A 26,293-nucleotide genomic window follows, 5' to 3' on the forward strand; every position below is an offset into this window, starting at 1 on the left:
CACCGTACACGAGCCGACCATGCTTTCAATACACAAGATCATTCAAGATGTTCGGGCGCCAACGCTCTGACATAGGCCTGACAGGCCTGCAACGCAATCAATCCACGGTCGCCGGTGTCGGTGATGGCGATAATTCGTTGAGCATGCGCCGGGTCAAGTCGGGCGCGTACGGTTGCAGAATCCACGCCGCCGGTGCCGGCGGTGGCTGGCAGCGCACAGCCGTGGGCAACGTCGTCGGCGTCGAGAAGGACTGACAGCCGCACATCGGCAGTAGCAAGGCGATCGCGCAGGCGATCCTGATCACGTTGGGCATCGCTCAGCGCTCGATAATGGGTTTGTTCACTGGCCGCGAGCAGCTGCTCCAGCGCCAGGCGTTTGTCCTGCTCGGCCTGTTGTGCGGTCGCGGCGGTCTGCGTCAGTTGATTGAGGGATTCGGCGTTTAACCGAGCCTGCTCGGCCAATTGCCGCCCGTAACGCCAGTCCTGAAACTGCCACGCCGCGGCGAAAGCCCCCGCCACCAGCAACAACAGGCCAATCACCCGCCAGGAGCCGGACATAGCACCGCCCTCGCCCGTGCCCAGATCTCGAGTCGATCCTGCAAGCCGTTCAACCCGCCGTTGATCCGCCGGGTGATGGTGTTGAACTGGTCCGCGTCGGCCAGTTCGTTCAAGCCCTTCTGCGCCCAGAACCACGCCGCCGATTCGGCCGCCCACTGCGGTTGTTCGAGCAGTTCGGGCAACGACAACAGACGCTCATCACCAAACAAGCCGAGACTGCACTGACGATAATTTGCCCGGCCGGTGATCTGAATCAGTCCACGCCCGCGATACTTTTGCCCGTCGCCGTCGGCTTCCGGAGTATTGCCCAGACGCAGCGCCAGCGTGCCGGTGTCGTATTTGCTCAGGTACTGGTTGTTGCCCAGTTCGCGCACGTAGCGCAACTGTCCCGACTCGTGGCCGACCTGTGCGAGGAACGCCGCTATACGTTTCGGCGTATCGATGCGATGTCTGGCCATCGCGGTGTTGAGGGCCGAAACGAAAACGCCCGCTTGGGAGCGGGCGGTGGGCATGATGTCGACAAGGTGTTTTTCAGTTAATTGCATGATGCTTGATCCTCCCTGGATGTTGTCCCGATTGAATCATGGTTGGCGGCTGATGCTTGCCAGCCATTGTTTTCCGGAGTTTTCCGCGAAAGTATTCGTGAAGTGACGCTGGGTCAGAGCGCCGCTACCAACCAACGCGGCGCCACCGGGCGATGCTCGCTGAAGGGAAAAGAGGACCCTTGCGGCCAATCGCGTAATTCACGTCGATAGCCTTGCAGTTCAGCATATTGTTCAGTAGTCAGCGTCGTGCCACCGCCATCCTCCAGTTCATCGCGATCGCGTGCAACCATGCCATCGGTGGCTGCCAATTGCGCATCACGCCATAGACGCTCCATGTCCTCGACTTCTTTTGCCGAGGCTGGCGGTGGATCAACCAGAATCGGGTAGCCGTTGTCCGCACGCACCCCGATCATTTTCGCGCTGACCGCCAGTTGCTGCAGCAGCGAGATCCAGTAGCCGTGAGGAATTTCGATGACGTCGTCGGGGATGTCCGTCGAGTTGATGCCGGGTACGTAAACACCTCGGGTGGTGGCGCTGAATAAAACGTTGAAGGTGTTCATTCAATAGCCCTTTACAAAATAGTTGACGGTGCAATTGGCAGCCAACTGCGCATTCGCATCGCGAATTTTCAAGGTGCAGCCCTGCTGGTTGGCGGCATTCAGCACGATCATTGCGGTATCGCCTCCCGCATGTGTGGCCACGAGCGAGAAATAGGCCCTCGGAAACGAGATTGGAAATGTCACGTAGACCAGTCCCGCAGCATTCGACAGACCTGAGCCCCATTGATCGATATTGCCGCTGGCGTGTTTTTGATATCCCTGGGCACTCGTCAATCCGGAAAAAAGCGAGGCATATTTCAGACTCGCCGTCCCGTGTACCGCCCAGGCTCCACTTTCCCTGACGATGGTGGCGCTCTCGCCACTGTTGATCACTATCGAATTCAACAAGACGCCCTGCGGGCTTATCTTGGCGGCGCCCGGGTGAGCAATCGTGACCGGTGCATTGCTGCGGCAGTGAAATGCAATGGCGGCGCCCATTGGAACCTTGTCGATGTCCGGCAGGGTCACGGTGTAAGGCGAGTTACCACCCAGACCTAACGACCAGCCCAGGTCAGCGAGAGTTAGTTGCGTAGTGGCAAGGATGTCACGCGCCCCCGCGTAGTTGCCAAGAGCCCGCTGAACATACTCGCAAGTCGCCGCCGAACGGCTGATATCGAAAGGTGCGGCGGTCCTAAAAAGCTGGGCGCTGCGCAGTGCGCCCAGCATTTGCGTGTTGGACGCTTCACTCGGCGTCAGCCCGCCGGCTTGAACGACATTCAGGATTTCCTGGGTGACACCATTGCCCCAACTCGCCGGAATCAGCGATCCCGGTCTGCCGTTCAGCGGGTCTTCATCAACAAAGCTACCATCCACCAACCCTGCGCTGGGGACGCTTTTTGGGTAATCCATTACTGTTCTCCTGTTTTGATAGCGAGCCATGCGGGTGCCAGAGGGCGGGCATTCAACGCCGGGAAAAGCGCTGAGTCAGGCCAGTCGCGCAATGCCTGTCGGTACTCAAGCAGTTCCAGATACTGCGTGGGCTTGAGCGATGTGCCGCGTCCCAGATCCTGTTCATCGCGATGCCGCGTGACTAACCATTCGGTCGTGGCCAGAGAGGCTTGGCGCCAGACAAGTGCGGCCGCAGGTTCCTCTTCCGCAACAATGGGAGCCTGAGCTACCACACGGCTCTGCTGTGCAGGCAGCTCTTCGGCGACTGTCGGAAGGCCGCTGATCGGCGCACCGATCTCGACCTCTTGACCCTCCGGCACGCGAACCATTGTCTCGACGAAGGATGGAGCAAACAGCTCGCAGATGGCGTACTCACCGGCGTCGATCCGTTCGACGACCACGCCGTTCTCGACCCGTGCATAAATGGCCATTATTCGTACTCCCAGATTTCACAGAAGGCGTTGCCGCCGGCGCCACTGAGTACGGCAGCCGAAGCGTTGGTCGAACAGGAGCCGCTGCCGCCGGAACCGCGTCCGCCGGTGATGCCAATCCCGTTGACCCCCACTCGGGTACCACCGCCGTCATACGGGCTGGCACCGCCCGCACCCGAGAGGACGCCCCAATTGGCGTTGTACATTGCGTATTCGCCTGGTGCGCCCCTAGCATTGGCAAGATTGCCGCCTGTGACGGCTTGCCCTCCTGCACCGCCCTGAACGAAACCAACTGTTGTGGCTGTTACGGCGACGGTAAGGACCTGCCCGCCTCCACCGCCCGCAGCGCTCATGTAGGTGCCGAACGAAGCACCTCCGCCGGCCAGCCCCATCACATTACTCGCAGCGCCACCGCCACCCAGCGTAACGGGCACGCCTGCAAGTATTTCCGGGGTCACGTCATACAGGCTTTGAGCAAAGGCCCCAGAGCCTCCGCCGCCACCAATACCCTGATAACCGGCGGCAACGGGCGAACACCCACCACCGCTCCCCCCCGCGCCGACCAGCCGCACATGGATCCTCTTGGCTTTGGGGTTTGGCTTGTAAAGCGTAATCCCGACCTTCTCGAACTGCCTGACCGCCAGCAGCCGCCCCACCGCATCGGTGATGCCGTAACCGGCCAATGTGGTCGGGGTATTTTTCAGTTTGGTGAAATCGACCAGTGCACCGATCGCACTGGCGAGTTGATCCGTTTTGGCCTCATCGGGTGTCAACCCGGCCGCCTTGATCACGTTGAGAATCTCTTGTGTAACGCTGTTGCCCCACGCAGCGGGAATCAACGAACCCGGCGTTCCAGCGACGGGGTTTTCATCAACAAAGCCACCGTTGACCAGTCCCACCCCGGGGATACTTTTCGGATAATCCATTTGTCCGGCTCCTGGTTATGCAATCACGGCTACCGTGGCACCAGGCACCACCGGCCAGGTGACCACGTGGGGAAAACCGCTCTGCTTTTCGATGCGGTTCAGCTCGACGCTGTAGAGTTTCCACTCGATCAGCAGCAATTGTTCGTCGTGGCTGGCGTCGCCGATGTCTTCGGCGTATTGCAGGGGCGCGATGCGCAGAACAGCGTCGCGCAGCAACCCGTCGCGTGTTGCCAGGATCCGCTCCCTTGCATCCGCCAGGCGGATCTGCTCATCAGGCTGCCAGGCGTTGTCGCGCCAAACATGAAAATCTCCGGGCCACGGCTCTGCCGTCAGAGCGTCAGGTAGCTCGCCCAGCTCGGTCCAGACCTGCTGAGCACCACCATCCTTGCGGTAGACCAAACCACGGCGGTCAACCACTTCGCGCGGGATGCCATTGATCAACGCCCAGCTGCGACCGGCTTCCGGTTCCGGCAATTCGTACGTCAGCTCGACCGCGTTGGCGGGAAGCTGAATGCCTATTCCAGGCGTGAGGGGAAACTCGACCGGCCCGGACAGGGCACCCGAGCCATCAAATAGATAATTGAACATATGCGCCTCAGATGAGTTTGATGCGGCCGGGATAGGCGATGTTGCGGGGGCGGGATTTGAACGTGTAAAGCAGCGTGGCGCCGGGATCCATTTGATAGTTGGTTCCGGCCGGGAAGGTGGGGCCGCCATTGACGAGCCCGGAAACGTGTTGAGCTTCTTCACGGGTGTCGGCGCCGAAGCCGATCAGGCTGTCCGACCAGCGCGAGCCCACTGCCCCGCCGCCGTTCGCGCCCAAGGCAAAGGAGTGAGTCGAGCCGGGCTGAAAAGTCCCCATCACACGCCCCGAGTCAACACCACGCCCTTCGTCCAGCACCCGCAGGAATTCGCCCCGGCCCTCAGGGCCGCGAAATGTAGTGGCACCGTCACCCGTGGTCCATTTCCCTTCAGTGCCCGCGCGCAAAGCTTCCGATCCAAGCATTCCTGATTGCTGAGCGTGGTCCCACAGCCACGGCCATTCAGCGCGCTTCATGACGGCGCCATTCAACGCACCGTATCCGCCCGGACTAAGCGCGATGGTCGTGTCGAAAAATGGCCTGCCAACAGGGGTGTTGTCGTAACGCCCCACTGGCCACCAATTCCCTGCCCCATCACTGCGCAAATGCCACCAATCGCCACTCCCCATCAATACGAAAAACGCATAACCATTCGGCGAGAGGTGGGTATGAAAACGGATCCGGTCAGTACCGGCCGCCTGGATCACCATGCGACTGCCACTATTGTCCACCCGGCGAACGATCACATCGCGCACACCTAGCGCGGCATTGGCGGGCGGCAGCGTCAACGTGACGGAACCGGGACTGCCGTCGATCAGCACGAGCCCGAGTTCTTGTTCGCTGAGCGTTTTCGTGGCCGCCAGCCGGGTAATCACCGAACGCATCGGACTGGCGCCGCCGACAATCGCCTGAATCGCCTTGAACAACTGACCGTTGTCCGCTTCGGAAGCCTCCAGCCCCCCGCCGGTAATCACACTCAGGATTTCCTGAGTCACGCTGTTACCCCACACGGCCGGAATCAACGAGCCCGGCGTCCCCGCAACCGGGTTTTCATCAACAAACCGTCCATCGACCAGGCCTACGCTCGGCACACTCTTCGGATAATCCATCCCTCATTCCTTCCTAGTCATAATTGATGTGCACCTTGGTATGCGCCGGCGCGCTGCGGTGGATCAGGCATTCCAGCGCCGAGCCGGGGTTGACGCCGAAGCGCTCGCCCCAGTAGCTCGCGCCGTAACGCCGGCCGAGCAGCAGGCGGCCGCCGGTGTTGAGCGTCCACATGAATTGCGCTTCCCAGGTGCCCCAGTGCGCCGAACCAAACCGGGCGCGGCCCATGCGTGGGGCTTCGTGTTCGGTGATGCTGGCGTTGGGGTAACCCTGGCTTTTGGCGATGTCGAGGTAATAGCCGACAGCCTGGCTGCCGACCGCGAGCAGGCGGCGGCGTACGGCGAGGCGGCGGTCGTCGAACAGGGGCGTGGTGCCCAGGCACGGGTCGGGCAGGTTCATCACCCGCTCCCAGTCCGGCACCAGTTCGCTGACGCCGGCCGGGTCCATTTCGTTGAGCAGGTCGGCGGCGCGCGCATCCAGACGGGCCAGTTCGACGGCGACGCCTTGCAACACTTCTTCGAGTTCCGGCACCCGTTCCGGATCCCATGCCGGGCCACTGGGCAGCAAGGCGCGCAACTGCGCCTGGTATTGCGCGGCGGTTCTTATGCCCCCCATACGCAGCCTCCGAAGGTCAGCAGTTCGCTCTGCCCGGCCGGCACGTCAGCGGCTGGAGCAGTGAGCGTGTGATCGTATTCGCCGCCGGCGCTGCTGATGGCTTCGCGGATATGGCTGATCAGCAGCGGCACGCCGAGGTCAGCCTCGCGGTTGTGCAGATCGCGCAACTGCGCTTCGACGGCGGCGCGCACCGCAGTGGTGTCCGGATTGACGCTCTTGAAGCGATACACCACCGGCACCTGAACCGGTCGCTGCACGTGCACTTCCGCGGTCACCGGACGCAGCGGTTCGATGTACTCCTGAACCTCCGCCAACTGCTCATCGTTCGGCACCGGTTGCGGCTCGTCGTCGCGCATGATGAACACGGTTACGGTGCCTGGGCCGAGCAAGCCACCACGGCACCACGCCCGCGTCACACCCGGCACTTCCAGTGCCCAGGTTTCGTAGTCGCTGGCCGCGCCACCGTGGGGAATCACGCGGTAGGAACGGATGACCCGCGAGCGCAGCGATTCGAGGCTTTCCCGCGCCACACCGCCGCTGAGGCCCGGCGCCAGCACCACGAAGCTGTTGCCGACAATCCCGGCAATCGGCTGCACCGGGGTCAGCGTCAGACCGGCGTCAGCGTTGCCGAGGCTGCCGGCCTCCAACGCGGCAATTGTGGTGTTGTTGCTGCCATTGACCGTGGTGCGCGCGGCGGTGACTTTGTAGGTGCGGCCATCGTTCGCTTGCAGCAGCGTGTCAACGTCGAGCACCGCGCCGGGAGCGGCGGTAAAACTGACGCTGCCGGTGGCCACTTGCGCAGCTTTGCGCGGCTGATTCAGGCGCAGCGCGGCGATGCGTTCCAGGGTTGACTCATCGGCTTTGTCGGGCAGGATCTGCTCGGCAATCCAGTCGAGATAACCGTACAGACCATAAGCGGCGCCGCCGAGGGTGCGGGCGAGCACTTGCGCATCGGACTGGCGCAGCGAATCGCCGGCCAGGTCGCTTTGGGTGCGCTTGATCAGCACCGGCAGCGAAGGGGTTTCAAACGGCATAGATCACCTGCCAACTGTTATCGGGGTTGATGTCCAGACGTTCACCGTCGGCCAGGGTCAGGACCGTGCGCAGGTTCAGGCGCTGGGCGTCGAGGCGTTCGCTGAGGATGTCGATGGCGCTGCAGTGGCCGTCGTCGAGCAGCCATTGCAGGGCTTCGCGGGCATAGAACTCGGCGTCCATCTGCGTTTGTCGGGTCAGCTTGACCCGGCGCAGCAGCCACAGCCGCGAGCCGATGCGATCGTCGGCAACCGTGGGAAAACTGTCGCCCCACCAGCCGAAGCGCTCCTCGTCATCGAGGGCGTCGTCATCGGCGGCGCGACGCCAGGTGAACAGGCTGATCAGCACCGCGCGGGTCAGTGCGGCATGGAGGTTCTGGCTGATGAACATCACTGACCTCCTGCCGGCGCGCCGGTCTGACCGTTACCGGCCTGGACGCCAACATGCACGTGTTTGATCTGGCTGATGCCGCCGGCCAGTTGATCACCGGTGGAGACGATCTTGCCGGTCTGGTTGATCACCGGTGTGTCGAAGTTCACCGCGCTGCTGGCGCGGATGTTCAGCGTGGCGGTTTCGATGTCGATGATCCGCCCGCGCTTGAAGTGAATCCTGTCGCCCTCGTCGGTGTAGATCGCCACTTCACCGGCAGCGAGTGCTTGCAGGCGATAGCGGCGGTCGGCGATGACCAGGGCGATGGCATGGGAACGGTCGCCGCCGATGAAGGTGACGACCCCTTCAGCACCGGCGAGCGGATGGCTGGTGAAACCATAGGGTTCGAAGTGTTCGAGGTCGTCGTTGATTTCACCGGCGGTGAGGCGCATTTGCAGCGATTGCAGCTTGGTTGCCGAATTGGCGAGCACGACAGTGCCGCGCGCCAGCAGGCGTATCAGTAGGCTCATGGGTTTCCTTAGACTTTGTCGACACAAACCCTGTGGGAGCGGGCTTGCCCGCGATGGCGGTGTGTCAGGGAAAAAATGTATTTGTTGTCACGACCGCTATCGCGGGCAAGCCCGCTCCCACAGGGGCCATTGTCGCCAGCAGGATCCTGCGTCAGGCCTGGGTTTGCTTCGGGGGAGTCGGATCCGGATCAAAGGTATGCGGCGGGGCAACTTGCAACGTGGTCACCGAACCCTGCGCCGACAGCGAATAAGTGACCTTGGAGATCAGCATGTCGCCATCGAAATCGAGCACCGGATCCTTGACCTTGACCAGCGTGTTATGGCGCCACAAATCGCCATTGCTCTGCCGCCAGCCCTGCACCTGATAGGTGGTGGTCTGTGCGCGGCCCATGCGGGTCGCGCTTTCCCATAGAGCACGCTGCTGCGCCAACTCAAAGGTCAGTTGCGTGCCTTCATTGATCACCGTGGTGCGTCGACGTTTGAAACTCAGGTCAGCCGCGGTCGACTCGACTTCGCTGACCGCCGCGCCGCTCTTCGCATCCGAGCCTTTTTGCTGGCCGATCACCCGGTACTCGGAGAACACCTGGCTGAAATCCATTGGCGCACTGGCCGACAGGATGTTCTTGCCCAGCTCCAGCGCATCGCTGGCGCGGCCGCCGCTGCCGGGTTTGGCCAGCACCAACTGGCCCAGCTCGTTGTCGGTGGAAAACACCCGCAGCAGCGAGAGCAATCGGTCGATCGACTGGAATGCCGTTTCACCCGGCACGATGGTGTGTTTGGTCAGGCGTGTGGTTTCGCTGATCTCGTTGACCACTGACAGCCCATATTCGCTCGCCAGATCGCGGACGATAGTCAGCAAGGGTTGTTGCTGCCATTGGCTGGGCAGGTTGCGAGCGGCGCAATCGACCAGATCCTGGGTCTTGGAACTGCCTTCGATGGTCAGGCTGATCTGCCGCCCGTCATAGCGGATCGGTGCTTTGAACACGTAACCGGTGAGCACCAGGTCCTTGCCGATTTTTACCTCGCAGGGGTCGCCGGGTTTGATCCTTTGGTCTACGGCCTGCCCTGGCCATTGCCAGGTGATGTCGAGTTTGAAAGTGCGGAACTGACGCTCCAGATCAGCAGTGATTTCGACGCTTTTCCAGCCGCCGTATTCCATATTGTTGACCGTCAGCGTGACGTGATTGTCCATCTCGTTCATGGCATCACTCCCGCGAGACTTTCACATCGTTGGGCGAGAAACCGGGATGGGTAATCGCGTTACGCTGAGTCACTTCTTCGACCCGCGTGGCGTCGCCAAACTGTTTGTAGGCCACGACCACTGCCGGAAAGCTTTCCTGAAACGATTTGCTGACTTGACGCACGCCGGAGGACGCCACCGCTTTGAGATGAGCCACGAGCGCTTCCTTTACATCGTTGATGGCCTGGAAGTGCGCAGGTCCGGCTTTCGCCAGCATTGGATCAATGGCGGCAGTTACCGCAGCGCGCAAGGCTTGCATGTCATCGCTGACAGGGACTTCCTGACGGCTGACCGGCGACGTCGACTGTTGAGCCACCGACGGTGTCGACGCCAGCTTCACCGGCGTGGTCGCCACCGGCATCGACGCCACCCACTGCGCCACTTTGACCAGCATCGTGTCCTGCACCAGATCGGCCATCGCCTGCGCGGCGGCATTGGTGTCCTTGCCCGTGGTGATCTTCGGCGCATCAGCCTTGCGAATCGCTTCGAGCTGCTGCGACACGTCGGCTATCACGCCACGGTAGCCTTCCTTGGCGAACGCTTTCAGCTCCTTGATATCGCCGAGCAAACCCTTGAATTCCGCCGCCACTTCCTTGGGCAGCTCCTTCACGGCCTTGACCAGCTCAGTGATCTGGCGGTACTGCTCGATCAAAGGTTTCAGTTGCTCCTTGATCACCTCGTAAACCCCGGTGAGGCTGTTGCGCAGGTTGGTGATGCCGATCCGCGCAGCCTTGATCAAAGTCATCGCCTGTTCGAAACGCGCCACCGCTGAACCCAGCAGACCGTCGGCTTTGGCCAGCAGCACTTTCTGCGTGCTGACCGTGGCTGTCGGAAACGGCAGGGGTTGGTCGGGATAGAACTTCAAGGCGAACGTCACCAACCCACCGTCCTGGCGGGTGTGGGTCATGTCGCATTCGCCGACCTTGACTTGCAGGCGTCCGAGCCACGGATGCACCAGTTCGCCACGGCCCTGCTCCAGCGCCTTGAGCAACTTGTCGCGCTGCTCGAGGCAATCGGGGCCGATGATGAACGCGGTCAGATCGTGGGTCTTGGCCTGCTGGCCGAGGTCCTCGAAAAACGGCAGGTCGCGTTGCGGGTATTCATGCAACTGCCCTTTGCGCCCGACCGGGGTTTTCGCCTGGTCGATCCAGAAACCGACACCGCGAAAGGATGCCGGCAATAAACGATCACGCCAGTTCATTGGGAATCTCCCATCGACAGTGAGCGATAGCCGATGCGTGAAGACACGGCCAGGCCAGGTTGATTGGTTTGCGGTTGTTCGGTGCGCAGGCCGGCCGGCGCATTTTCGAAGCGCACCGTCAGCCCGCCTTCGAGCTGCGTGCGGTTGTTGGCGGCGCTTTGCTGGATCAGCGCGCTGGAGGTTTGTGGCAACGAACCGCTTTGCAGTGTGCCGTTGCCAGCAGGCGCCGGACTGGCAGCGAAGAACGCCGGCGCCAGTTCGCCTTTGCCTTCGGCATTGGTCTGGCGTTGTGCTTCAGTGAAAGTTTCAACCTTGCCGGTGACCTTGGCGATCAGTCCGGCAAAGCCGCCGTCGAACAGCTCTTTGATCGGCGCAATAACGGTTTGCAGCTTTTGCCACAACTCGCCGAACCACTCGGTGATCGGCCCCCAACTCTCGATGATCTGATCCAGCGGTTTCCATTCGAACAGACTGTGCAGAAAGTCCACGACCGGCGCGGACAGCGCCAACACAACGCCCCAGAGCGCCGAAAAGACCTCACCGATCGGCTGCCAATACTGGGCAATCTGCTCCAGCGGTGACCACTCGAACAGGCTGGTGAAAAAGCCCCTGACTCGCTGCACAGACGTTTGCAGCGCCATCCAGATCGGTTCGAAGAACCCGACAACTCCACCCCAGGCGCTGGTGAGCATTTCCATCGGGAAAAAATCGAACAGCGTGCGCAGGATATCCCGGGTGCTTTGTACGGCCGATTGCAGCGTGGTGAACATCGGTTCGAAGAACGTCACGACACCACCCCACGCATCGGTAATCATCTGCATCGGCGAGAAATCGAACAGGTTTCTGAGAAACGCCATCACCGGCACACTCAAGGCCTCGAGCAATTCCCAGATCGCCGAGAACAAACCGGTCAGCGGCCCCCAGTTTTCGATGATCATCCCCGCAGGCGACCACGCGAAAACCGACTTGAAGAAGTCGATCACTGGCGCCGTCACGACCGTGACCTTGTCCCAGATAGCCGAGAAAAATCCCGTGACCGGTTCCCACAGCGCAGCCAGTGCCGCCAGCGGTCGCCAGTCTAGTACCGAGCGCAACGTCGCCATCGCACTCGCACCGATGTTTTTCACGCCTTCCCACATCCCTGTGAAAAACGCGCTGATCGGTGTCCAGTTGGCCACGATCAAACCGGCCGCCACGGCAATGCCCATGGCGATCAGCATGATCGGGTTGGTCTTGAGCACCATGCTCATGACGTCCATCACCTGGGTCATACCGGTGACCGCGGTTTGCATGGCGGAGAAGGCAATCGCCCCCGCCGCCAGGCCCTCGACCAGTTTCGGATTGTCGGCGAGCAGGCTGCCGACCTGCGTCAGCATCGGCTCCAGTCCGACCACCAACGCCCCCACCGCCGGCACCAGCGCAGCGTCCACCGCCGCCGAAACCTTCTGCATCGACGCACTGAACACGTTCATGTTCTGCGTTGCTGCCGTCGGCGCGGCGGGCAGGTCGACGGTTTTCGCCGTGTCGCTGACTTCGCTCAATTTTCCCTGGAACGCTGCGGCCGATTTGATGCCGTCTACAAACGGCGTGATCACGCTGCCGCCGTTGAACAGACCACTGATGTCCAGTTTGCCGAGGCCGGTCTGCTCGAGATTGTTTTTAAAACTCTCAACCTTCATGCGCAGGGCGCCCAGTTTGGGCGAGAGTTCATCGATGCCGGTGATCAGCACCGGTTTCGGGGTTTTCTTCTCTTCGTCTGCCATCACTGCACCTGCTGCATCGCATTGATCCGTTGCGCGTGCTCCAGCGATTCGCGGAGCACATCCAGTGGCCTGGCCATCATCTGTTCGGGGTCAACCTTCCAGAACCAGGCCAGGTCATAGGCGACGGCGATCAGGTCGGTGATGGCGCCGACGCCGCACTCATGAAAAAACTCGCGACGGCCCAGCTCAGCGCATTGAGGTCAGCCAGATCGAGCTGGTTGACCGACGACGGCGGGATGCCGGCGCATACGGCGATGTATTTGGCCGCCACGTCCATGTCGAGGCTGACTTCTTCGCTCTTGTCGATCTTGTACGGCAGCGCCTTGATCGCTCGCACTTCCTGCACCGTCGGACGGCGCAGAACGAGTTCGGTCAGAGGCTCGCCGTGGGCTTCGATTGCTACTTGAAGCTTCACGGCGGCGCTCATTGCCAGGTCCCCTTGATGCCTTCGAATTTCAGTTCGATGGTGGCGTCGTCGCCCTTGGAGACTGGCTCCTCGACCAGATAGGCGCCGGCCAGCACGTAGACTTTGCCGTTGCTGAACTCGCAGGTGACCGTGATATCGGTGCCTTCGATCAGCTTCTTCAGCGGGAAGTCGGCGGTGTGCAGCGCGGTCACTTTGAACGACGGCGCGATGTCGGTTTCCTTGTAGAAACCGGGCACGACGGTTTCACGTTTGACGGCCATCAGCGGCGCTTCGCAGCCGCCATTGATGGTCAGTTGTGCGCCGTCGACCTTGACGTAGCAGGTGCCTGCAATCAGTTGACCCATGGTGTTTCTCCCTTCAAATAAAAAGCCCACGCGAGGTGGGCTGCATGCTTAACGCCGACTGCGCGGATCAGGCCGCGTCGTCGTACTGCAGACGGAACTGGTTGAGCAGTGCGAACACGCGCAGGCCGTTGATGTAATCCGGCGGGAACAGCACGTTCACGCGGCTCGGGTCCTGCACGTCGCGCTCGACGATCAGGTGCTCGGCGAACAGCTCGGCGTTCTCCACATGGCCTTCGAGTTCGAGCTTGGCGTACTGCGCGATCAGTTCGCCGCGAATGGTCGCTGGCGTGACGATCGGTTGGCCGGCGCCGAAACGGGTGCCGTCGGAGGCCAGTTTGTGGCGGCCGTATTTGCTGGTGATCACGCTTTGCAGACGACGCACGATGAACGCCGACTGGTGCATGGTTTCGCTGTCCAGATAGGAGTTGTCGGCCTGGCCGTAGGCGTTCTTCTGGTAGGTGGTGATCGAGCGCTGGATGCGCACGTAACCGCCCTCGTAGTAGGCGGTGGCGATGCCGTAGTTGAGCAGCGACTGACGCTCGGTCAGGGTGAAGCGCTCGCTTGCCGGCGCCGGGTCAACGCCCGGCAGACTGCCGCTTTGCGTCGGACGACTGGCGTCGGCGGAGATGAACACCGCCGTGCGCGCAGCCAGCGCGGCGGCCTGCACCCAGAACGGTTGCGGTACGCCCGGCTCCAGCGCCTGAATGGTCATGTGCTGATCGTTGCGGGCCTGGCCTGCGGCGACCAGAGTGCCAACGGTGCCGCGCTTGGCGCTGTAGACGTGACCGAACAGTTGCTTGGCCCACGACCAGCGACCGGTGCTGTCATCCATGACCGCTTGCCAGGTATTGAGGGTCGCCAGATCGGACCACGGCAAGGCGATGAATTCGAATGGCTCATCGCCTAGAGCCGCGACGGCGGCGATCTGATCCGGCACACCGGCGCCGCCGGTGATGGCGGTGATTGCGCTGGTCAGGCCAGCCGGGGTTTCTTCGCCGTTGCTCTTGCCCAGGCGATTGAATTGCAGGCTGATGTCGTTGCCGCTGTCGCCGGTCCATTTGGCGTTCAGGGTGACCACACCTTCCGCAGCGGCAGCGCTGACTGGCAGGTCGGCAGTGGCGTTGATTTTCTGCGCCAGTGCGGTGGCCGCTTGCGCGGCGGTGGCGCCATTGACCACGGTGGCCTGCACGCGCACGCCGCCGACATACAGGTTGAGCATGCCCGCCTGAGTCGCAGTGCCGGTCAGGGTCAGCGCACCCTTGGCGATTGCGCCTTCAGTGTTGTGCAGCGGCAGGCACCAGATCTCGCCGATCGGGTCGGCCTTGCGGAAGGTCTCGTACATCGAGGCGAGCATCGAGCCTTGGCCGCCGATGCTTTTCGCCAGCGCCACGCTGGAAACCAGCACCAGTTTGCCGACTTCACTCGGGGCAATATTGTCGTTGACCTGGGCGACGATCAAACGGCGCATGGCCGAGGTCGCGCTGTTGGCGGCCGAGTTGTCCATTTCGGCATAGAACAGCGGCACACGAATGTCCGCCGGGATGTTGCTGAATCCGATCGCCATTATTTGGCTCCCTGTGGTTTAGCCGCTTTTGCGGTTTTGAGTGTGATATCGCCGTCGGCCAGACGCCGGCGCCACCAGGCGCTGTCCAGCACTTCACGGCCTGCAGCCGGCAACAGGTCGCCCGCCTCCGGGTCAGGTACGACACGGCCAGCGGCCGGCACTACGGTGATGCGGTTGCTCATGGGTTTACGTCTCCAGAGAAAGTCATTTCCACCCGGCCATCCGGACCCGGGCGGTGCAGGTTGGGGTCAGCCGGATCGATCGCATCGACCCGCACCGTCATCCCGGTAAAGGACGACAAAGCGTCCAGTTCGCGCTCGTGCCAACTCTCCGCAGGCTGACTTGGCAGATTGCGGCCGAGCTGGAACTCGGCATAAAAACGCAGCCGATAGAAGGCACGGCTGCTGTTGATCGAGACCATCTCGCCGCCGTCGTAGGCGATGGCGCTGTAGTCGGCATCGGGCTTGAACCCCACCAGCGCGCGCCACAGTTCAGCGCGCAGGTCGTGCAACCCATCCAGCGCTTTTGTCGCGTCGGTAGCGTCAAGGGCCAGGACGATTTCAAAGCGGTCGCGGATTGGTTGGGTGGTGAGGTTTTGGGTGGTGCTGTTGCTGGCCAGATCGGCGATTGGCAGCACGTGGGCCGAAGGTGTTGGCAGATCGGTGTTGCTTTGCAGCAACGCCAGATCGACACCCACCGAAATATGATTGGCAAGCCCAGGGCATTGCCCACGCAATTGCGTGAGGATCGGGGTGATCTTCATGGGGGTGTTCCGAAGTAAGAGAAATTACAGTGAACGCCGCAGTCCCTGTGGGAGCGAGCCTGCTCGCGAAAGCGGTCGATCAGTCACATCGATGCTGAAGCTGACGCCCCTTTCGCGAGCAGGCTCGCTCCCACAGGAATAAGCACTCGGTTCAGGATTACTGTTCCGCCTTCGGATCCAGGCACGACGCATCAATCAGGCAGCGATAGCTGTTCTCGCGACTGCCGCTGGCGGTGACCTTGTCGATCGACCAGCGTCCGCGCATGAAGTCCGGCCAGCTCTCATCGAGCAACAGCAGACCTTCGGCCGCCAGGCGTGGATCGCCCGGGCAGGTGATTTTCACTTTGTACTTGTGGCGCAACATCTTTCGTACTTCGCCCTCGCCTACTGCGATGGCATCCGCTTCGCTGGGCTGCTTCTGGCGCAGCGTCTTGAACGGCGCTACGCCCGTCTCGACCCAACGCAACACCCCGGCCGCCGCATCCCAGAAACAGGTCTTGCAGCCCTTGGCCTGCTCGCGGGCCGATTCTTCCAGCGTGGCGCTGATGAATGCGTGATCACCGGGGCGATTGTTGTGGGTAACCGACAGCGTCACGTCCGGCAGAATCTGCCCCGACAAAGACTTGGTCTGCCCGGGCCGCGCCAGCACATAGACATCGCCATACGGCTTGGCGACGACGTTGTATTTTTTCGCCAGCCGCGTGACGAAACCCATATCAGTTTCGTTGGACTGGTCGATGTGCTCGATGCGGATCAACGAAATCTCCGGCGCAACCCGTGGCGAAAAACCGTGCGACTCCACCAGCTTGCGAAATAATCCACCCAGCGTCGTTGGCCCATGACTGGCGGTGCGGCGCTGCTTGAAGCCGGTTTCATCATCCTTGCTGAATGGCGCCGCAGTGGCCACCAGGGTGAGGCGAAACGGAAACAGCGTCGGCGTCAGACGCGTCACTTTGAACTGGCCTTTATCGACCATTGCGTTTTCTCGATAACCGACTTGCAGGCCAATTTTTCCACCCAGACTCGGCAGCCCTTCAAGGCCCTCGAGATCGATGGTCAGCGTCAGTTGATCGGACTCGAATCCAGCGGCATCGATGTGCTCCCAACTGATCAGGCGTTGATTGAGCAAGGCCGCGTTGGCCCCGTAGATATTTACCGCGGGCGTAAATCCCAGTGCCATGTCACCTCCTTAATCCCAGGCCGTTACTGCTTTGACCACGGCGGGTTTCACATCCAGTTCCGGCAGCACGATCCACACGCCAGCGGGCAGAATCGGCCCGTGTTCGGCCAGGGTCGGGTTGAGCTTCCACAGCGCTTCTTCGGCAGCGTCATCACTGCGCCCGGTTTCGCGGTAGAGCAGCAGATTCACCGAATCACCGGCCACGCTTCGTGCTTTACGCATTGTTGAACTCCGCCAGTTCGATGACCCAATCGACTACCATCGCCGTGCCGTCATCGATGATCTGCCCCTGTGTTTCCTGAACCGAATTGATCCGCCACAACCCCCAGTTGCGACCGACGCCATCAATCAACGGCAGCGGGGTACGCAGCGCCTGTAGCGCACGCAACTCATCGAGTCGATCCATGGCCACGGCGTACATCGACTTGCCGGTAATGGTCAGGGTTTCCGGTTTCTGTCCGGTCTGGCTGGACTTGGGTTTGCTGGTGAGGATCTGTATCTCGGTCCAGCCGCCGTCAGACTTGCGCAGCAACTGGTGGTACGCAAAGTTGCGCGACAGGCCGAAGATGAAATTGCCCAGTGCCATTTGTTGTTTCATCAGGCGACTCCATCGGTCAGGGCTGCGTCGCGGCGGGTGGCGAGGGGGTTGGTACTCATTGTCGACATGAACTGAGTACTGAAATGGTTTTGCATCACTTGAGAGATCACCGCGCCGACTTTTTCCGAGCTGGCGATTTCGCTGCCGCTGATCTGAATCGACGGCGCATAGGTGATCTGCTGGTTTTGCGTCTGAGCGTTGCTCAGGTCCTTGGCCACTTGCGCGGGAGGCGCGAGTTTGTCCTCGGCAGGCTTGCCCCATTGTTCACCGACGTAAGAACCGAGTATTCCGCCCAGAGTCCCACCGAGGAATGTCCCAATACCGGGCGCAATGAAAGTACCGATCGTGGCGCCAATGGCAGTGCCGGCCAGCTCGCCGGCGGCACCTTTGACCGCTTGGTCATCGCCTTCGCGCCAACCTTTCAGTCCGGTATAGGCCGCGTGCGCAATGGCCAGCGGCGCTCCCAGTTTTACCGCCGGCAGCGCTTGGGCGATTTTTGGCATGACCTTGGCGCCAACGCTTTCGACCAAGGGCATAAGCTTGGCAACGGCGCCTTTGAGTCGCGATACCATCTCGCTGTTGCCCAAGCCATCGGTGAACAGTTTGAAGCCCATTTTGATGTCATCAAACAGAGGCGCGACCTTGGCCGTGAGCCCCCCCAAACGACTGCTCCCACTGGCGCGTGGAACTGTCGTGCGCGTCGATGTTCTGGCCGGCGTGCGTCGACCCGGTCGACGACCCGCTCGTTTGTTTTTCCGCCCGCCATCAGAGACATCGTCACCGACGATGGCATCAGCAATATCGGGGGGCAATCGCGTCGTCGCCAGACGCAACAGCTTCGCGGAAACGGTGTCGATGACTGACGCAACGCCGGTTTTCAGCGCCCCTCCAACAAAAGGAAGAGCAGCGGCACCAAGCAGAACCAATCCTGCAGTAAGGGCCGGGAAAGCCTGCGCCGCAGTACTCACGCCATTGGCCAGCGCGGTGAGCACCACTGCGGCACCATCGGCCAACGGCGCCAATGCCGTGCCGAATGCGGTGGTCATCCGGGTCAGACTCGCATCGAGCGCATTCCAGCGCCCTTGCGACGTATTGCCAAATACTTCGGCGGATTTCGCGGCTGCCCCCGAATCGGCGCCCAGTTCCGATGTCGCGTATTGGCGCTTGTCGGCCACTTGGGAGAATGCGTTTTTTACATCCTCTGGTTTCTTCAGCAGTTCAAGAACTCTGACGTCGTTTTCGCCAAACAGCGTCTTCGTCAGTGTTGCCCGTTCTTGCAGCGGTTGTTTATTGAGTGCAGCAAGCACCGAGTTGATGGCAGCGGGAGCGTCCTTGCGCATCTCTCCTGCCAACGATTCGGGATTCAACCCTAACTGGCTCAGAGCCGTACGTTGCTCGGTCGATACATCTGCGCCCTTCGCCAGCAGCGAAGTAACACCCTTCAACGCGGCGCTGGCGCCCTCCTTGTCTGCGCCACTGTTGAGCAGTGCCGCCGCAAACGCGGCCGCTTGTTCCGGAGTCATACCGGCAGTAATTGCAGCCTCGCCGGAACGTTGCACGACCGAACCGATGTCGGCGGCCTTGGCATCCAGGCCACTGTTGCCGAGATAGCTCGTTGCGTCGGCCAGATCCTGGCTCTGATAGCGATCCAGCTTCAGCGATGAACGCCAGGCCGCCAACATCTCGCCAGCCGTTTTGACGTCCATCCTGAACGCCGCTGCGTTGATCGCGGCATCACGGGAGAACCACTTCAGCTCGTTCGCCCGTTGCTCACCCTTGGCGCCATCGGCAATACCGGATCGTGCTGCGGCGACTTGAACTTGCAACAGGTCAGCGTTGGTGGCACCACTGGCCGCCACCTGTTTCTCGCTGGCGAGTTCCAGAGTGCTTTGTGAATGCGTTTGCAGCTGGTCGTTGCTCATCTTGAGCAACTGATTGAGTTCAACCAGCGCAGTCTCGTTGGCCATCGCCGGCTGCATCAGCTTCGGCGGCGGACGCTGCTCGATCCCGGCGTTGAGTTTTGACTTTGGTTCGCTCTTCGCGACCGGTGCAGCGCCGGCCTTGAATAGCGATTGCTGGCTTGCCAACAACTCGCGAAGCCTGATCTGTTCCTGGGTCAGCAAACGAATATCCACGCTTGCCAACGCGAGCGTCACATTCAAATCCTGCAGCGGTTTGCCGAGGTTGTCGGGCAACGAAAATCCGTCCGTTGCATTGCCGCTCTCACCGGCGTACGTGAGCGCATATTTGCTCTCTGCCATGCCGCTCTACTCCTGTTTCACGCCAAGGCGAGTGATCGCTATGTCGTAGCGGCGCAACGCCTTTTCGGCGTCCCATTCCAGAATCTCCGCTTCACTTACCGGGTAAATGAGCGGGACGATATCGAGGATTACTTCGATGTCGCGTTCCGAAAGTAGGCCGCCGGCTGGTTTAAAAAATCGTCGATGCGCACCTGCAATTGCGTCCAGTCGGGGACGGTCAGCTGGGCCAGATCGGGGATCATCAGGCCCGTGCAGTGGGCAGTGATGAATTCGGCGCGTTCCTTGGCCGTTTTCAGTTTCTTCATCACTTTGGTTGCGCGCAGCACGGGCATTTCCAGGCTCAGCGAGTCGACGGTGCGGCCGGTTACGGCGAGCGGCTGCAGCAATTGCACCTGGTCGGGATCGTTGGATTTCTCCGCGTCCTCGATCTGGTCGAGAAAGTACGAACTCGGCCGGGTCGACATCTCATGGACGTACTGAGCGATGCTCACGTAGTCCGGGCGCTTGAGCTGATCGAGTTCCTTGACCGACAGGCCGGTGGCGAGCAGCGCCAGCTCGAAGAACTGATCGTCTTCGTCATCGCCGGCGCGTTCCAGCGCTTCTTTCTGTGCGGCGTAGAGCAGCGGTTTGAGCTGGATCGTTTCGATCTGCGAACCGTCGTCGCCGGTGATTGGCGACAGCAATTCGTGTTGGGGTGGCATCCACGGCATGTATGAATTCCTTGGTGATTCGTTTAGATCCACTGTGGGAGCGAGCCTGCTCGCGAAGGCTTTGGCACATTCGACATTGATGTACCTGAACGACCGCTTTCGCGAGCAGGCTCGCTCCCACAGGGTTTTGTGATTTGCCGGTAAAGCGGGGTTTACGGCATCAACACCGCGCGCCGTGCATCACCAAGGATGTCGACGCCGTTGAGGACGAACTTCTGCGTGCGCACGTCGATGTCGATCACCGGCACGCCGTTTTCCAGGCGGTTGTAGGTGCGGCAGGACAGTTCCAGGTTGGTCTTGGGCTTCTCGCCCATTTTCACTGCGGTTTCCTCAAGGGATTTCAACTGGCCGCCGACGGTGTGGTAGGTGAACCAGGTATTGCCGTCCTGATCCTGACCGGCTTCACGCACGTTGAGCAGGATGTCGTCGCCGAGCTTCACGCCCAGCGCCAGCAGCACCTCGGCGCCGAGGCCTTGCAGGGTCAGCTTGGCGCTGAGCGCTTTGCCGCCCTTGGCCATTTCTTCGACGATGAAGCGTCCGCCGCGCATCTCTTCCATGTCGAATTCGATTTTCGGCGGGGTGAATTCCTCAACGGTCGCCGACAACGGCAGGCCTTGCAGGGTGGCCGCGATGGCCTGTCTTACGCGGTTGGTAAACATTAGAGAACGTCCTCCAGGAACTGCTCGATGATTTCATCGCGGGCGTTGAGTTGATAAACCATGTGTTCGTTCGGCGCGTAGCGGCCGTAGTCGATGACCACGTACCAAGTGCCGTTCTTGTACTTCTCGACGCTGTTGAGTTCCGGGTGCAGATACACGCTGCCGCCGGGAATGGTTTCGTCGGCGACCAGGGTCTGCAGCCAGTCGTTGATGCGCTTGACCTCTTGATCCATGAAGGATTTGGTGAGGTTCTTGGCCATGGCTTTCTGGCCGGCCTTGACCAGCTTGCGGCTGATCGCATCTTCGAGGCCGACGTAGCTGATGAACTTGCCGGTGATCGAGCGGTTACCCAGTAGCGAGAAGCCGCCAAGCACGGTGCGAGCGTAGTAGCTGACGCCGTAACGGTTGAGCAGATCGCCTTCGGTGGACGTGTCGAGAATGTTGTACTCGACGACCCGCGAAACGTCTTCGGCGAAGGTCACCTGGTTGCCCGGGCTCTCCCATTGCTTGACCTTGGCCAGCGCGGCAATCGCCAGACTGGACGGCGACAGGAAGACGTTTTTCTTCGCTGCTTTCGAGTACACGGCGGGCATGTTGTGCACCACCAGGCAACGGTCGAAACCGAGTTCGGCGCCGCCGAGTTCCTGGCTGTACAACACCTGATCGGCCACCGACACATCCTTGCCGTCCAGCACCACACGGGCCTTGATGCGCTTGCCGAACGCGGCGAACTCACCGGCCACCGCTTTAGTGCCGGTGAAGCCCGGCGCGCCGATGATGGTCAGGTCTTCCGGGACACTGCCCAGCGCCGCCAGACCCAGCTTGCGACCAGTCGACGGCTCGACACCGCCGATCACATTGTTGACCGTGTCGGCCGGAGTTGCGCCGGCCTCGACGATGACCACGTATACCGGCACCTTGACCACTTTGAGGATCTGGTAAACCGCGTGATACAGCGTGCCCTCTTCCGACCCAGTCGGATCGAGCAGCGCATGGGTGGTGAAGCTGTTGATGCGAAACGGCGCGTTTCGCGGAATCAGCGGATCGGCTTTCGGCGCGGTGCCGACCAGACCGATGACGTTGTCGCCCAGGCCACCCATGGCCTCGGGGGATTCAGTGGCATTGACGGTAATGCCGTTGTGCTCGAAGTTCAGAACCTCAGCCATGTTCAGTCAGCCTTCTTGGCAGCGGCCTTTTTGGCCTGGGTGATAGGGGTTTTCGGCTCAAGTCGACCGGCAAAGTGCAAGGCACTGGCCTCGACGTCGAGCAGATCAAGTTCTTGACCAACGCTCGACCAATGCCCACCTCCGGTGGGGAATGGGACGAGCACGGTGTAGGTTTGGCGGGTTGCCATTTTTCGTTTCTCCATAAACGGGAAAGCCCCTCTGAGGGAGGGGCTTGGCGGGTGTTGAGTGTTTTGAGCGGATAAGAAAACGCCCCGAGAAGTGCGGGGTGTTTATTGAACCTCTAATAGAAGCCAGCCCGGCGTCTCAGGACGGTGTTCTATCAAGGGAAACTCATCTCCCTGAGGCCAGTCGCGCAAGTGGCGGCGATAGAGTTGCAGTTCCAGGTATTGATCTACTGTGAGCGTCGTACTTAACCCACTTTCAAGTTCATCCCGATGCCTTGCAACCATTGCATCTGTCGAAGAAAGTTCGTGATCTCGCCAGACTCTCTCAGCAGCCATCAATTGTTCGTTATTACGCTGAGGAGGATCAATCAAGACTGGCAAACCATCTATACCTGCCACTAGTCTCTTAGGGCTTTGCGCGAGGGTTTTAAGCAACGACTCCCAATCTCGCAATGGATACGGTATTACGTCACAAGGAATATCCTGACTATTAACATTCGGCCAATATGCACCACAGGTACTTGGACTAAACAGAATAGCTTCGATCATATTACACTCCTAATGCCCGCCACTGGATCATCCACGATGCGGAAGTAGCCCTAGCGTCTAACTGTAGACGAACAGTACAGCCCGTTGTCTTTGAAGTTCCAACCACTAAACAGGTCATAACCGAGAGAGAGCCAACATGCAATATCGATATATTTCGCATTGCGGTTGGAAAAGCTACTGGAAATGTAATATAGACGTAACCGTCGGCATCCGTTACCCCCGTCCCCCACTGTTCGATCATTCCTGAGGGTTGCTTGGCGAAACCAGTTTCAGCCGTATTGAAAGCGAGCTCAGAGCTAAACTTCAATGCTGCAGTACCTGAAGCGTAATAGCTTATCCCTTGGAGAACCAAGTCAAGAGATGAACCTGGCTGGATAACAATTGCTGGCAAAGGATTGGTAGCGATGGTCGCTATCTGATCGCTGCCAGAAGTAACTATCGTTGCAGGAGCGCTCCCGACATTTCGTAAAATAATAGTGGAACCAGTTACTCCGCTTAGGGAGGGCGGAAGCGTAATTCTCACCGGGGCTGCAGCATTCAGAAGTAACACTCTGCCGAAGTGTATTGCTGTCAAACTTGTAGAAGATGTAAAAATACTGACGTTACTGTAATTACCTAATGAATTCTTTACAAATTCGGTCGTTGCTAACCGGGTGGAACTATCAAACTGTACGGCTGTCGGCGCAGTAGGATTCCCAGCGAAACCCGGAGAGAGTAAACGCGCGAATCCATTCGTTATATTCTGAAAGGTCAGCGCGGTTGCACCCAATGTAATAGGTCCATCCGTAATTAGCTGCCACATTGTGTCAGCCTGCAATAGTCCCTCTTCAACAACGACCACAATATTTGGCGTTACTTTGGTATCGCTATTGGCATCCGCTGCTCTTGACCACGCCCCGTTATCGACAACATATAGACCATTCGCCGTCGAAAGTGTCTGATTTTTAACAAGGCATCGGTCACCGGCCACTAATGCTCGACCATCAATAGTCTGAGCGCCCGATAAGACAATATTTGCCGTGGTCGCCGCTCGTACCGACTGCTTGGCATCAAGCTTCGCCAACTCAGCCGCCACATAATCCGTGACCCAGGCACGTGTGGCCTTGACCACCGTGTCATCAATCAACAACGTCACCAGCGACGCATTACTCGTCTCGAAAATCGAACGAATGTAGAACTCTTTACCCGAACCCGAGGTGGCGAGAACCGGTTTGAACGACTCCGGATATTTGACGATGGCGTAAAGAATCCCGGTGTCAGTCCACAGCCCTGCTTCCCGCACATACCAACCGCCAACATCCGGCGGAATGGTCACTTCCGCAAGCAGCCAGCTCGGGTTTTTCTCATCCTGGAACAGTGCATTGAGTGGCCCGCGCCAGACTTCGCGTTTCAGTGCGGTCGCGGTGGCGGCCGGGTTGTAGACCGCGCCGTTGCCGTCGCCGACGGAAATCTGCGTCAGCTTGATCGGCGTACCCGCGGCCTTGCACGCCGTTTCGTAGGCAATCCCTGCGTTGGTGAGCAGGGTGTAATAGTCAGCCATTCAGGCCCCCTGAGGATAGATAGTGGATGTTTCGACGGTGTACATGCCGGCAGCCATGAACGCCTCTCCCGAGGTTTCAAGCCCTTCGATGAACACCGGATAAACGGTGGTCAGTTCGCCGCAGAACGTAGCGGCGCCGATGACGTGATTGCCGAACGCGCTCAAGCCCACCGACACCGAAAGAATGTCCCGCTCGCTTTTGGCATCGGCCAGACGTCGGTCGAGACGTGCATCGATTTCTTCGCTATAGGGTTGTTCGCTGAAGGCACGCACGGAAAAGCTGTACGGCGCGCCGGACGGTGTTTGCTCGTACCAGGCGCGGATCTCGGGTCTTAATTGCAAACCCTTGGCGGCGTTTTCCAGTGCCTTGCGAGTGCCGGCCTGGCGCGCGGTGGGCCAGGCCAGTTCGACGGTGAGGCGCTTCTCCGCCACCGGCGCATCAGTGCTCCATTCGGCGACGCCACGATCGGCAGCCAGATAAGGCAGGAAGGCCACCGGCGTTTCGCTAGGGTTCATCAGTTCCGGGAACGGCGGTGCGATGCGATCAAGCAAGGTGCCGAAGCCCAGATCCAGTCCGCGTTCGAGGGCCGAGCTGTTGGCGGGCAGCAAGGTCGGGCGCTGAGTTTTTTCACTCATAGCGTCAGCACCTCGACTTCGACCGCTGTGCAATACGGCGCCTGAAACGCGGTGGTCACGATCGGCGTCAGCGGTTCGAGAATCTGCAGTTGCACGGCGCCGGCGCTGTGCAATGTGTAGTCGATCCAGCTCGGATCGACCCGACCTTCGAGGCGATGACAACTGTCGGCATACGCCTGCAATTGTGCTTGCGCGGCGACCCTGGTCAGGCCCGAATCAGGGCCGGAATTGATCTTGGCAATGACGCGGATTTTGTAGCGCTGGATCTCGGCAGCCTTGACGGTGACGAGGTCGGTTTCCGGGCGCACATCAGGGCGGGCAAAGTGCTGACGAACGCCGTCGAGCAATGTCTCGGAAGGTGTGCCATCGCCTTCTCGCGAAAGCACGGTGACCTGCACTTCGCCCGGCGCAGTGCGCCGTCCATTGCCATCCTTGACCTGCGCGGCGAGGCCGTCGGGATCGAAGGTGTAGGTGACGTTTACCACGCCGGAATCAGTGGACTCAACCTGCACCGTGGGCCGCTCGCCGAGGGTGAACACCTCGCGGCGATACTGCATCCGCGAACCCGCCGCCGGTGCATGGGGCGCGAGGTAATAACGCAGCCGAGCGTCGTCATCACTTTCATAAATCGCCGGTACCGGCGGGAATGCCGCCGGGTCGCCGGGATCGAGCAATTGCCGCTCCAAACCCATGTCCGCCAGCCGCGCATCGAGATTGCTGCCGGTCGCCCACCACGCCAGCATCTGCTTGATGCGTGCATTGTATTTACGCTCATGGGTTTGCAGACGCACGCAGAACGCTTCCAGCGCCAGGGTCAGCAATTCGCTTTCGCTTTCCAGACTCGCCTTGAGTTTCACGGCGCTGGCCGGCGAGCGAGCCCCCACGTACTCGATGACGAAAGCCTTGAACTCGGCGAGCAAGTCTTCGAACGCTTCGACCTTGATCAGCGCGGGTTCGGCCAGCTGGTTCTGGCCAGGGATCAGCATGCTCATGTCACCACCTCGAAGGTTTGTTGACGGTTTTTCCAGGTACCGGCAAAGCGCAGCAGCAGGCCGTCGCCGTGACGGCTGGCGACAATCACTTGCGGCTGAAAATCGTCGATGCCGTTTTGCGAGTTGTAGAACGCTTGCGCGGCGTGGCTTTGTGCCAGAAGCAGAATGTCGTCACCGAGGTTCTGCCCGAGGAGAGTGGGAATCAGCGAACCGTACAAAGGTCGTTTCTGCCGGGTGCCCAGCGGTGTGGTCAGGGCTCGGGTCGCGCGCTGCACGAATTGCAGCCAGTCGTCGACCGTGGCCCCGCTGTCTCTATCGATTCCGATCATGGGAGG

At 60.4% G+C, this 26,293-nt stretch carries 33 protein-coding genes; all 33 read right to left on the reverse strand.

The genetic code is table 11. The features are described 5' to 3' along the window. Positions 1–38: 38 nt before the first annotated feature. Positions 39–557 (reverse strand): lysis system i-spanin subunit Rz, encoded by a 519-nt coding sequence (locus D8U82_RS08400; RefSeq protein WP_130887811.1) that lies wholly within the window; start codon positions 555–557, stop codon positions 39–41. Continuing rightward, positions 536–1,102 carry a glycoside hydrolase family 19 protein gene (locus tag D8U82_RS08405; RefSeq protein ID WP_125925218.1) on the reverse strand — a complete coding sequence of 189 codons (567 nt, stop codon included), beginning with the start codon at positions 1,100–1,102 and terminating at the stop codon, positions 536–538. Before D8U82_RS08405 ends, D8U82_RS08400 begins: the two co-directional genes overlap by 22 nt. Before the next feature lie 113 nt (positions 1,103–1,215). Beyond that, on the reverse strand, positions 1,216–1,662 hold the full coding sequence (locus tag D8U82_RS08410) for a phage tail assembly chaperone (RefSeq protein ID WP_125925217.1): 447 nt from the start codon (positions 1,660–1,662) through the stop codon (positions 1,216–1,218). Next, entirely contained in the window at positions 1,663–2,550 is an 888-nt protein-coding gene (locus D8U82_RS08415; protein WP_125925216.1) for a phage tail protein, read from the reverse strand. Beyond that, positions 2,550–3,020, reverse strand: a complete 471-nt coding sequence (locus D8U82_RS08420) for a phage tail assembly chaperone (protein ID WP_125925215.1) — start codon at positions 3,018–3,020, stop codon at positions 2,550–2,552. The genes D8U82_RS08415 and D8U82_RS08420 overlap by 1 nt, the downstream gene beginning before the upstream one ends. Next, positions 3,020–3,946, reverse strand: a complete 927-nt coding sequence (locus tag D8U82_RS08425; RefSeq protein ID WP_071174567.1) for a hypothetical protein — start codon at positions 3,944–3,946, stop codon at positions 3,020–3,022. The genes D8U82_RS08420 and D8U82_RS08425 overlap by 1 nt, the downstream gene beginning before the upstream one ends. Before the next feature lie 15 nt (positions 3,947–3,961). After that, on the reverse strand, positions 3,962–4,534 hold the full coding sequence (locus D8U82_RS08430; protein WP_130902023.1) for a tail fiber assembly protein: 573 nt from the start codon (positions 4,532–4,534) through the stop codon (positions 3,962–3,964). 7 nt (positions 4,535–4,541) lie between these two features. After that, positions 4,542–5,636, reverse strand: a complete 1,095-nt coding sequence (locus tag D8U82_RS08435; protein ID WP_130902024.1) for a phage tail protein — start codon at positions 5,634–5,636, stop codon at positions 4,542–4,544. A gap of 13 nt (positions 5,637–5,649) precedes the next feature. Further along, a complete protein-coding gene (locus tag D8U82_RS08440) occupies positions 5,650–6,249 on the reverse strand; it encodes a putative phage tail protein (protein ID WP_024011865.1) in 600 nt (199 codons plus the stop codon). Then, complete coding sequence (locus D8U82_RS08445; protein WP_130902025.1) at positions 6,237–7,283, reverse strand: baseplate J/gp47 family protein; 1,047 nt, start codon at positions 7,281–7,283, stop codon at positions 6,237–6,239. The genes D8U82_RS08440 and D8U82_RS08445 overlap by 13 nt, the downstream gene beginning before the upstream one ends. Continuing rightward, positions 7,273–7,671: a phage GP46 family protein gene (locus D8U82_RS08450; protein WP_071174563.1), complete on the reverse strand. Its 399-nt coding sequence runs from the start codon at positions 7,669–7,671 to the stop codon at positions 7,273–7,275. The genes D8U82_RS08445 and D8U82_RS08450 overlap by 11 nt, the downstream gene beginning before the upstream one ends. Next, positions 7,671–8,180, reverse strand: coding sequence for a phage baseplate assembly protein (locus D8U82_RS08455; RefSeq protein ID WP_130887807.1), 510 nt, complete (start codon positions 8,178–8,180; stop codon positions 7,671–7,673). The genes D8U82_RS08450 and D8U82_RS08455 overlap by 1 nt, the downstream gene beginning before the upstream one ends. Positions 8,181–8,331: 151 nt before the next feature. Then, a complete protein-coding gene (locus D8U82_RS08460; protein WP_130902026.1) occupies positions 8,332–9,381 on the reverse strand; it encodes a phage baseplate assembly protein in 1,050 nt (349 codons plus the stop codon). A gap of 4 nt (positions 9,382–9,385) precedes the next feature. Further along, entirely contained in the window at positions 9,386–10,621 is a 1,236-nt protein-coding gene (locus D8U82_RS08465; RefSeq protein WP_130902027.1) for a DNA circularization N-terminal domain-containing protein, read from the reverse strand. Beyond that, on the reverse strand, positions 10,618–12,384 hold the full coding sequence (locus tag D8U82_RS08470; protein ID WP_130902028.1) for a phage tail protein: 1,767 nt from the start codon (positions 12,382–12,384) through the stop codon (positions 10,618–10,620). The genes D8U82_RS08465 and D8U82_RS08470 overlap by 4 nt, the downstream gene beginning before the upstream one ends. Positions 12,385–12,514: 130 nt before the next feature. Beyond that, positions 12,515–12,811 (reverse strand): phage tail assembly protein, encoded by a 297-nt coding sequence (locus tag D8U82_RS08475; RefSeq protein ID WP_024011858.1) that lies wholly within the window; start codon positions 12,809–12,811, stop codon positions 12,515–12,517. Next, positions 12,808–13,155, reverse strand: coding sequence for a phage tail tube protein (locus D8U82_RS08480; protein WP_007908779.1), 348 nt, complete (start codon positions 13,153–13,155; stop codon positions 12,808–12,810). Before D8U82_RS08480 ends, D8U82_RS08475 begins: the two co-directional genes overlap by 4 nt. A gap of 67 nt (positions 13,156–13,222) precedes the next feature. Further along, entirely contained in the window at positions 13,223–14,719 is a 1,497-nt protein-coding gene (locus D8U82_RS08485) for a phage tail sheath subtilisin-like domain-containing protein (protein ID WP_130902029.1), read from the reverse strand. Further along, positions 14,719–14,901, reverse strand: coding sequence for a DUF2635 domain-containing protein (locus tag D8U82_RS08490; protein WP_024011856.1), 183 nt, complete (start codon positions 14,899–14,901; stop codon positions 14,719–14,721). Before D8U82_RS08490 ends, D8U82_RS08485 begins: the two co-directional genes overlap by 1 nt. After that, the gene (locus tag D8U82_RS08495) at positions 14,898–15,482 is read right to left on the reverse strand and encodes a hypothetical protein (protein WP_130887802.1); all 585 of its coding nucleotides are present in this window, start codon (positions 15,480–15,482) and stop codon (positions 14,898–14,900) included. The genes D8U82_RS08490 and D8U82_RS08495 overlap by 4 nt, the downstream gene beginning before the upstream one ends. A gap of 157 nt (positions 15,483–15,639) precedes the next feature. Next, positions 15,640–16,662 carry a phage late control D family protein gene (locus D8U82_RS08500; protein ID WP_130887801.1) on the reverse strand — a complete coding sequence of 341 codons (1,023 nt, stop codon included), beginning with the start codon at positions 16,660–16,662 and terminating at the stop codon, positions 15,640–15,642. Positions 16,663–16,671: 9 nt separating this feature from the next. Continuing rightward, on the reverse strand, positions 16,672–16,884 hold the full coding sequence (locus D8U82_RS08505; protein ID WP_016771432.1) for a tail protein X: 213 nt from the start codon (positions 16,882–16,884) through the stop codon (positions 16,672–16,674). Next, on the reverse strand, positions 16,877–17,260 hold the full coding sequence (locus tag D8U82_RS08510; protein WP_130887800.1) for a phage tail protein: 384 nt from the start codon (positions 17,258–17,260) through the stop codon (positions 16,877–16,879). The genes D8U82_RS08505 and D8U82_RS08510 overlap by 8 nt, the downstream gene beginning before the upstream one ends. Then, on the reverse strand, positions 17,260–19,521 hold the full coding sequence (locus tag D8U82_RS08515) for a phage tail tape measure protein (protein ID WP_130887799.1): 2,262 nt from the start codon (positions 19,519–19,521) through the stop codon (positions 17,260–17,262). The genes D8U82_RS08510 and D8U82_RS08515 overlap by 1 nt, the downstream gene beginning before the upstream one ends. 128 nt (positions 19,522–19,649) lie before the next feature. After that, positions 19,650–20,231, reverse strand: a complete 582-nt coding sequence (locus tag D8U82_RS08520) for a phage tail assembly protein (RefSeq protein WP_130887798.1) — start codon at positions 20,229–20,231, stop codon at positions 19,650–19,652. Positions 20,232–20,383: 152 nt separating this feature from the next. Continuing rightward, positions 20,384–20,890: a phage major tail tube protein gene (locus D8U82_RS08525; protein WP_016771436.1), complete on the reverse strand. Its 507-nt coding sequence runs from the start codon at positions 20,888–20,890 to the stop codon at positions 20,384–20,386. After that, on the reverse strand, positions 20,890–22,056 hold the full coding sequence (locus tag D8U82_RS08530; RefSeq protein WP_110600111.1) for a phage tail protein: 1,167 nt from the start codon (positions 22,054–22,056) through the stop codon (positions 20,890–20,892). Before D8U82_RS08530 ends, D8U82_RS08525 begins: the two co-directional genes overlap by 1 nt. Positions 22,057–22,058: 2 nt before the next feature. After that, positions 22,059–22,244 carry a hypothetical protein gene (locus D8U82_RS08535; protein ID WP_039762525.1) on the reverse strand — a complete coding sequence of 62 codons (186 nt, stop codon included), beginning with the start codon at positions 22,242–22,244 and terminating at the stop codon, positions 22,059–22,061. A gap of 102 nt (positions 22,245–22,346) precedes the next feature. Beyond that, the gene (locus D8U82_RS08540) at positions 22,347–22,790 is read right to left on the reverse strand and encodes a phage tail assembly chaperone (RefSeq protein WP_130902030.1); all 444 of its coding nucleotides are present in this window, start codon (positions 22,788–22,790) and stop codon (positions 22,347–22,349) included. Position 22,791: 1 nt separating this feature from the next. Further along, positions 22,792–24,330, reverse strand: a complete 1,539-nt coding sequence (locus D8U82_RS08545) for a phage tail protein (protein WP_130902031.1) — start codon at positions 24,328–24,330, stop codon at positions 22,792–22,794. After that, on the reverse strand, positions 24,331–24,966 hold the full coding sequence (locus tag D8U82_RS08550; protein ID WP_130887795.1) for a phage tail protein I: 636 nt from the start codon (positions 24,964–24,966) through the stop codon (positions 24,331–24,333). Further along, positions 24,963–25,958 carry a baseplate J/gp47 family protein gene (locus tag D8U82_RS08555; protein ID WP_130887794.1) on the reverse strand — a complete coding sequence of 332 codons (996 nt, stop codon included), beginning with the start codon at positions 25,956–25,958 and terminating at the stop codon, positions 24,963–24,965. Before D8U82_RS08555 ends, D8U82_RS08550 begins: the two co-directional genes overlap by 4 nt. Next, positions 25,955–26,287: a phage baseplate protein gene (locus D8U82_RS08560; protein WP_130887793.1), complete on the reverse strand. Its 333-nt coding sequence runs from the start codon at positions 26,285–26,287 to the stop codon at positions 25,955–25,957. The genes D8U82_RS08555 and D8U82_RS08560 overlap by 4 nt, the downstream gene beginning before the upstream one ends. Positions 26,288–26,293: the final 6 nt, after the last annotated feature.

The sequence above is a fragment of the Pseudomonas sp. Sample_23 genome (assembly GCF_004307595.1).
In the GTDB taxonomy this organism is placed as follows: Bacteria; Pseudomonadota; Gammaproteobacteria; order Pseudomonadales; family Pseudomonadaceae; genus Aquipseudomonas; species Aquipseudomonas atacamensis.